The sequence below is a fragment of the candidate division WOR-3 bacterium genome, from assembly GCA_016926475.1.
Lineage (GTDB): Bacteria > SDB-A > SDB-A > SDB-A > SDB-A > JAFGIG01.
The window spans coordinates 20,344-28,030 of sequence record JAFGON010000060.1; the positions used below are offsets into that span (position 1 = coordinate 20,344).

Sequence of the window (7,687 nt, forward strand, 5' to 3'; positions counted from 1 at the left end):
CGTTATGGCAAAAGAATTGATCAAAGGAAATTACGCCGTTGTAAAAGCGGCAATTCTGGCGGGCGCCGAAACTTATTTCGGATACCCAATAACCCCGGCTTCTGAAATTGCCGAAGGAGCCGCTCTCTATTTCCCGAAACTCAACAGGGTTTTCCTACAAGCGGAAAGCGAAGTCGCCTCTATAAATATGCTCTATGGATCGGGAGGAGCCGGAGTTCGAACTATGACTGCCAGTTCCGGTCCCGGAATAAGCCTTATGCAGGAAGGTATTTCTTACGCGGTTGGATCTGAAGTGCCGTGTTTGATAGTCAACGTGCAAAGAGCCGGACCTGGACTCGGCAACATAGCGCCCGAACAGGCTGACTACAACCAATCCGTAAAAGGCGGTGGACACGGGTCTTACAAGCTTATTGTCCTCGCTCCGAATTCAGCCCAGGAGATGTGCGACCTGACTATAAAAGGGCTTGAACTCTCTGATAAATACAGAACTCCCGTGGTTCTTTTATCCGACGCGTTTATCGGTCAAATGATGGAGCCTGTCGATTTCCCGGATCCATTGCCTCAAAAAGATCAGCCCAAAAAGCCATGGGCTACTCATGGGACTAAAGAAACCATGAGGAGCATAATAAATTCAATATACTTGGAACCTTTGGAAATGGAAGATCACATCAATAGGCTCCTCTCCAAGTTCAAGAAAATTCAAGAAAACGAAACCATGCATGAAGAATACATGGTTCAAGACGCTGAAATACTCCTTGTCGGTTACGGCATAACTTCAAGAGTTCTCATGGAAGTGGTTGAAATCGCTCGAAAAGAAGGAATAAAAGCGGGCCTTTTCAGGCCTATCACTCTTTGGCCGTTCCCAAATAAAAGACTTGTCGAATTGGCAGAAAAAACAAGAGACATCCTTGTCGTCGAAATGTCGGATGGACAGCTATTCGAAGATGTCAAACTTCAGGCAAACTGCAAAAAAGGGATTCACTCATACACGAGAATGGGCGGCATAGTTCCGACGTCGACTGAAATTCTCCAAAAGGTTAAAAAAATTATGGGGAGGAATTGATGCAGAAAGTTTACAGAAAACCCAAAGGATTTTACGATGATTTTTTCAGAAACCCGAGCCCCGACAAAAAAACGACACATTACTGTCCGGGATGCGGACACGGAATCGTTCACAAATATATAGCTGAAGCGATCGAAGATTTCAACATTGGCGAAAAAACAGTTTGGGTCAGCCCTGTGGGATGCAGTGTTTTCGGTTATTATTATTTCGACTGCGGTCACCAGCAGGCTGCCCACGGCAGAGCGCCGGCAGTGGCTACAGGAATAAAAAGATCCAAACCCGAATCTATTGTCATAAGCTATCAGGGAGACGGAGACCTCGCGGCTATAGGCGGAAACGAGATACTGCACGCCGCCAACAGAGGAGAAAGCATAACGGTCTTTTTTGTCAACAACAGCATCTATGGAATGACCGGCGGACAAATGGCTCCGACGACTCTCATCGGGCAAAAAACCACCACTTCACCTTACGGCAGAAATGCATTCAACGAAGGGCATCCTCTCAAGATGTCTGAAATCCTATCTCAACTTGAGAGTCCTGTGTATGTCGAACGAGTGAGTCTGCACGACACCGCCCATAGAAACAAAGCGAGGCAAGCGATAAGGAAAGCCCTGCAGATACAGATTGAAAACAAAGGTTTTTCATTTGTCGAAATACTATCCATGTGTCCATCCGGCTGGAAGGTTTCTCCTGTCGATGCCCTAAAATGGATAAAAGAAAACCAACTCCCTTATTTTCCCGTAGGCGTTTACAAAGATGTCTATTCTGAAAGAAAAACAAAAGAAATCACCAAGCGAGTTTGGGACAAGGAAAAAATTGTACAAGCTCTCGATCTCGACCGGAGGATTGAGTCTTACCCGAGGTCAAAACCGAAAAAGGAAATATTCGAAGAACCCAAAGTCAAAATAGCCGGTTTCGGAGGCCAGGGAATACTCATGCTTGGACTTCTTCTTGCAGAATCCGCAATGCTCACTGGAAAAGAAGCGACATGGATTCCTTCTTACGGACCCGAGATGAGAGGCGGAACAGCTAATTGTCACGTGGTCATAAAAAACGGTAAAATATCAAATCCGAGTGTCGACAAACCCGATATCTTGATTGCGATGAACCAACCTTCTCTTGAAAGGTTTGAGAAAGAAGTGTCAGACCAAGGGCTGATAATAATAGACACAACATTGGTCAAAAAAGGAGTCTCGAGAAAAGACGTACAAGTCTTCGCACAGCCTTTTGCAGACATAGCCGACAAAGAACTAAAAAACACAAAAGTCACAAATACGCTGATCCTCGGAGCTTTGATTGGTTTGACCGGGATGATTGACAAAAAGGCGATATTCGACGCTTTCAAAAAACACATCACGAGAGAAAACCTGATCGAAGTCAACAAAAAGGCAATAGACAAAGGAATAAGTTTGGTCAAATGACCTTTTGAGGACACATTCATTTCTGGAGGGACGTAATGGTCAGAACAATGGAAGAACTTGTAAAAAAGTCGCTTTCAACTGGGAAAAAGCGGTTGGCGGTAGCCTGCGCTGAAGATGAAAACATACTCAGAGCTGTCGCTGAATCCGTTGAAATTGGCCTTACTTCCCCCGTTCTTTTCGGAGACAAGAAGAAAATACTATATTTGCTCGAAGAATACGGTTTTGACCCCGATAATTTAGAAATAGTGAATGCTCTCGATCAAAACCAAGCCGCAAGGGATGCGGTCAGATCTGTCAGCTCCGGCGAAAACGATTTTCTGATGAAAGGTTTGCTCTCCACTTCGCTGTTTTTAAAAGCGGTCCTAGACAAAGAAATTGGATTGAGGTCGACCGGGCTCCTCTCTCATGCCGCCATTCTCTCTCTCCCTTCATACCACAAACTTCTGATCATCACAGACGGAGGAATGAATGAACACCCAGACCTGTCGACGAAAATTAAAATTTTAGAAAACTCACTTTTTCTGTGCGGCAAATTGGATATAGAATCTCCAAAAATTGCCGTTCTCGCCGGGGTGGAAACAATTTCAGAAAAACAACCTGAGACCCTCGACGCCGCTCAGATGAGCAAGATGAATTCTTCAGGACAGATAAAAAATTGCGTCGTCGACGGACCTCTGGCGATCGACGTAGCCGTTTCTGAAAAATCGGCGAATCATAAAGGCATTAAATCTCCAATCGCAGGTGACTCTGATGTCCTTCTCGTGCCTTCGATGGCGGCTGGCAACATGCTCGCAAAATCACTTATATACTTCGCAGGAGCCAAAGCAGCCGGTTCGATATTGGGAACCTCCAAGCCGGTCGTAATGCTTTCAAGATCCGACGAACCCGAGACAAAACTAAATTCAATCGCCCTGGGAGCTTTACTGTCGTGAAATCAGGCAAATTTATAATGCGTGTTGATTTTGGGACTGGGTTGACCGATAATCAAACCTTTTATAAAAACGGGTGAACTTCCAATGAAAAACGAAGCAGCGGAAAATATTTTGACATTCAAAAAAGGCGACCTGATATTCAGCGAAGGCGAAATCGGCAGCGAAATGTATTTGATAAAATCCGGCGAAGTAAGAATATACAAGCACACTGGAAGAGTTCAGCACACTCTCGCGATTTTAAAAGAAGGGAATTTTTTCGGTGAAATGGCTATACTCGACCAGTCCCCCAGATCGGCGGCGGCTGAAGCTTATACCGATGTCGAATTGATAATTTTCGACAAAGAAGCTTTCGTCTCGCATATAAGAAAGAATCCATTCATAGAATTTGTCGTAAACGAGCTTATTTCAAGATTGAGAACAACATCAAACCAGTTCAAACTCTTGGCGATACCGGACGATGAACTGCGATTCGCGACCGTTCTATTGAACAAAGCCCAGAGTTTTGCGGAAAAAAAGGATGAAAACAGCGTCGTTCAAATAGATATCGACGCCAAGACAATAGCCGCGGGGGTAGGAATAAAAGATACTTTGGCGAAAAAAATCATCGAAAACCTCAAGGAATCCGAAGTGATAAAACTCGAGGGTGAAAAGATGCTTGTCGACACCGAAAAGTTGAAGGAATTCATAAGATACATAAAACTCAAGACGAGATTTGAAAGCGAAAATTAACCGTGAATAAGTGTATTTTTGCAATTCTTCTGGGGTTGACACTGCAATCCTGCAGTAAAGACCCACTTGAGCCTTATCCTAAACCTTTTGCGTCTTTAAAAGTCACACCTGAAAGCGCATACATTTCAAGCGCTGAATTCACGGTTGACGCATCAGGAAGTTTTTGCGCCGGGTTGTCCTCAGACAATTTATGGGCTAGAGTGAGCTGGGATTTTTTCTTCGGGCAGGATTCAAGCATCTGGTGCAACTGGACAGGGTTACAAGCGATTTTAAACTCTCCTCCAACAGTTGTATATAACCTCGACACAAATCAAACTTTTCCCCTGCTCAAGGTTATCTCTCTCGAAATAGCAAATCCCGACGGAATTTCCGATACAGCGTTTGACACTATAACCATCCTCAGGGATTGACTTTATGGACAAAATCAAAGTTGGCGGGCAGGCGATTTTAGAAGGCGTTATGATGATTACACCAAAAAGCTGGGGGCTCGCTGTACGTCAGGAAAACGGTGAAATAATCACTAAGAGTTGGAAAAGAAAATCAGCACTCGACAAAAATTCTTTCGCAAGGCTTCCGGTCATAAGAGGTTTCATAGTCCTTTTTGAGACCCTACTGCTCGGGTACAGAGCTCTTGATCTTTCTTCTCAGCTTCTTATGAAAGATCAAAAAAAATCTTGGAAAGACGATTTTATAATGTTTTTTTCTCTGGCCTTCGCTCTTTTGTTTTTTTTCAGTTTACCTCTGATAATAACAAAATACTCGTTTCCTAATATTTACAAAGACAATCAATTCCTTCTCAACCTCATCGTCGGATCATTAAGGCTTGTATTCTTTATACTCTACGTGGCGGGAATCTCTTTTTTAAAAGACGTCAAAAGAGTTTTTCAGTATCACGGAGCGGAGCACAAAGCGATTTATTGTTATGAATCAGGGCAGGAGTTGACCCCTGAAAACGCGATAAAATTCGGCAAAGAACACCCTCGATGCGGAACGAGTTTGATACTTGTAACAGTCGTTTTCGCAATTATTTTCAGCGCTATCTTCGACACGTTTATTTTCAATATCTTCTCTCTGTCCAACACTCCTCTCATCCGAACTGCGGTTCATGTTTTGTATATTCCTTTCATAGCTGGATTAGCTTATGAATTCAATCGATTCGGATCAAACCACATGAACAACCCCTTTTTCAAAATTCTCGTTTTTCCGGGTTTGATAATGCAAAAACTGACGACAAAAACCCCGGACATCGAACAGATGGAAGTCAGCATTGACGCGCTCAAAGCTTCCATCGAGGAGCATGGCGATGCAGTTTGAACAGGTCGATTTAACTGGCTTCATCGAAAAGTACAAAACGAAACATAGATCTATCACCCAGGAGATTTCCGACCCTCTTGTTTTCCAAGACCAGAAGAAATATTTGAAACTTCTTCGAGAAAAATCTGAAATAGATCCGATTATCGAACTTGACCATGAGATCGAGATATTAAAAAACAAGTTAATCGATATAGAGTCTGTTATCTCTACTGAGGATGAACCGGAAATGGTCGAATTGGCGGAAAATGAAAAGTTCGAAATAGAACAAGCTATAAAACAAAAAAACGAAAAAATGGCTCTTTACCTGCTACCAAAAGATCCTCTCGATTCAAAAAACATCATTGTTGAAATTAGACCCGCCGCCGGCGGCGAGGAAGCAGCCCTTTTTGCCCAGGACATGTTCAGGATGTATCAGAGGTATTCAGAATTGAATTTTTGGAAATTTGACCTAATCGACATGAACAAAACTGAGCTTGGGGGCATAAAAGAGTGTGTCTTTTCAATCACGGGTAAAAATGTCTTTAAAAAGATGAGGTTTGAATCGGGCGTACACAGGGTTCAAAGAGTTCCAGCGACCGAATCAGGCGGTAGGATCCACACCTCGACTATCACCATCGCGATACTTCCCGAACCAGAAGAAGTCGATATCCAGATTGACCCAAAAGATATCAAGATGGATTTTTTTCATTCCTCCGGTCCCGGGGGGCAAAACGTCAACAAGCTTTCAACAGCCGTCAGACTCACGTATATCCCCACCGGTTTGGCGGTTGTCTGCCAAGACGAAAGAAGCCAACTCAAAAATAGGGAAAAAGCTTATAAAGTCCTAAAAGCCAGGCTATACGATTCAAAGTTAAAAGAGGAGACCGCCAAAATTTCAAACCAAAGAAAATCGCAGGTCGGCACAGGAGACAGGAGCGAGAGAATAAGGACTTACAATTACCCACAGAAAAGGGTGACGGATCACAGAATAAACTTTTCTATACACAGATTAGAAGAAATTCTCGACGGCAATTTGGATTTGATCGTTTCCCCTCTGATTCAGAACGAATTCAAAAATAGAATAATTGCCTCGGGCTTATAGTTTTATGAAGACAATATCAGAGCTGTTGGAAAACGGCTCGGTAAAATTGGAGAATTCAGGTGTAGAGCCCCCTTTTGACGAGGCGGTATTTCTTTTGTCAAAAGTTTTAAAGACGAAACCGGATATACTCCTGGAAAGAAAGAATACTTTTGTAAAACCCGAAAATATTATTCTATACTGCGAATATATCGAAAAAAGAGCAAAAAGAATTCCGAGACAATACATCGCAGGAGAGGACAATTTCATGGGCTTGAGAATTCTTTTAGGCCCTGGTGTTTTTATACCACGACCGGAGACCGAGCTACTAGCCCAAAAAGCTGAAACAATCCTGAGAAACCGCAAGGGGAAAGTAATCGATTGTTTTTCAGGATCAGGGATTCTATCACTGTATCTCGCTTCCCGCTTGCCGGAAATTGATGTAATATCCGTTGAGAAATCACAGGACGCAATAGATTGGCAGAAAAAAAACATCTCCCTTTATGCGGACTGTTCAGGTAGAATATCAATAATCAGAACTGACATACTGCTCTCTTTTAAAAAAAACGAGTCCCTAATTGCCATAATTGCCAATCCTCCTTACATCCCTTCACAATCTATAGCGGATCTGGACCCGGAAGTCAGAATGCATGAGCCCAGAGAAGCTCTTGACGGAGGTGAAAACGGCTTAGACGTTTTTGGGAGGTTTGTCAGACAATCAAGTGAAATACTCCCAAAGGGCTCTTTTCTGATCTCGGAAATAGGTTTCGGTCAATACAACCAGGCCTACGGAATACTGAAGGGATCGGGTTTTAATTCCATCAATTTCGAAAAAGACCTTTCGGGAATAAAAAGAATGGTTATAGCCCAAAAATGAATTTTAACAGAGACAGACATGGATTTTGAGCTCGTCAGAATATTGGCCAATCCGAAAAAAGACTACAAAAAAGTTATTGAACAGATAAAATCATTTTTTCTGAGGGCAAACGTCAAAACCGTCTTCGGTGAAACCCCCCGTGCAGGTGAAGATCTCGTCATATCTCTTGGAGGGGACGGGACTATGCTGAAGGCGGCAAGATCAGTTATAGATAAAGACGTCCCTATTCTCGGCATCAACCTGGGAAATTTAGGTTTTCTTGCCGACATAAAAGCTGAAGACACTGAAAATTCA

At 43.1% G+C, this 7,687-nt stretch carries 9 protein-coding genes; all 9 read left to right on the forward strand.

Annotated features, from left to right (window positions below; genetic code table 11):
- The first annotated feature begins 4 nt into the window (after window positions 1-4).
- On the forward strand, window positions 5-1,063 hold the full coding sequence (locus tag JXA84_06215; protein MBN1150798.1) for a 3-methyl-2-oxobutanoate dehydrogenase subunit VorB: 1,059 nt from the start codon (window positions 5-7) through the stop codon (window positions 1,061-1,063).
- Entirely contained in the window at window positions 1,060-2,484 is a 1,425-nt protein-coding gene (locus JXA84_06220; protein MBN1150799.1) for a 2-oxoacid:acceptor oxidoreductase family protein, read from the forward strand. The genes JXA84_06215 and JXA84_06220 overlap by 4 nt, the downstream gene beginning before the upstream one ends.
- A 35-nt stretch (window positions 2,485-2,519) precedes the next feature.
- Window positions 2,520-3,416: a bifunctional enoyl-CoA hydratase/phosphate acetyltransferase gene (locus tag JXA84_06225; protein ID MBN1150800.1), complete on the forward strand. Its 897-nt coding sequence runs from the start codon at window positions 2,520-2,522 to the stop codon at window positions 3,414-3,416.
- Between the two features lie 84 nt (window positions 3,417-3,500).
- Window positions 3,501-4,145, forward strand: a complete 645-nt coding sequence (locus JXA84_06230; GenBank protein ID MBN1150801.1) for a Crp/Fnr family transcriptional regulator — start codon at window positions 3,501-3,503, stop codon at window positions 4,143-4,145.
- A 2-nt stretch (window positions 4,146-4,147) separates the two neighbouring features.
- Window positions 4,148-4,555, forward strand: a complete 408-nt coding sequence (locus JXA84_06235; GenBank protein MBN1150802.1) for a hypothetical protein — start codon at window positions 4,148-4,150, stop codon at window positions 4,553-4,555.
- A gap of 4 nt (window positions 4,556-4,559) precedes the next feature.
- Window positions 4,560-5,459 carry a DUF1385 domain-containing protein gene (locus JXA84_06240; GenBank protein ID MBN1150803.1) on the forward strand — a complete coding sequence of 300 codons (900 nt, stop codon included), beginning with the start codon at window positions 4,560-4,562 and terminating at the stop codon, window positions 5,457-5,459.
- Window positions 5,449-6,540: a peptide chain release factor 1 gene (gene prfA / locus JXA84_06245; GenBank protein ID MBN1150804.1), complete on the forward strand. Its 1,092-nt coding sequence runs from the start codon at window positions 5,449-5,451 to the stop codon at window positions 6,538-6,540. Before JXA84_06240 ends, prfA begins: the two co-directional genes overlap by 11 nt.
- Window positions 6,541-6,544: 4 nt before the next feature.
- On the forward strand, window positions 6,545-7,393 hold the full coding sequence (prmC, locus tag JXA84_06250; GenBank protein MBN1150805.1) for a peptide chain release factor N(5)-glutamine methyltransferase: 849 nt from the start codon (window positions 6,545-6,547) through the stop codon (window positions 7,391-7,393).
- Between the two features lie 18 nt (window positions 7,394-7,411).
- On the forward strand, window positions 7,412-7,687 hold a 276-nt coding region (locus JXA84_06255; GenBank protein ID MBN1150806.1), incomplete at its 3' end, for an NAD(+)/NADH kinase.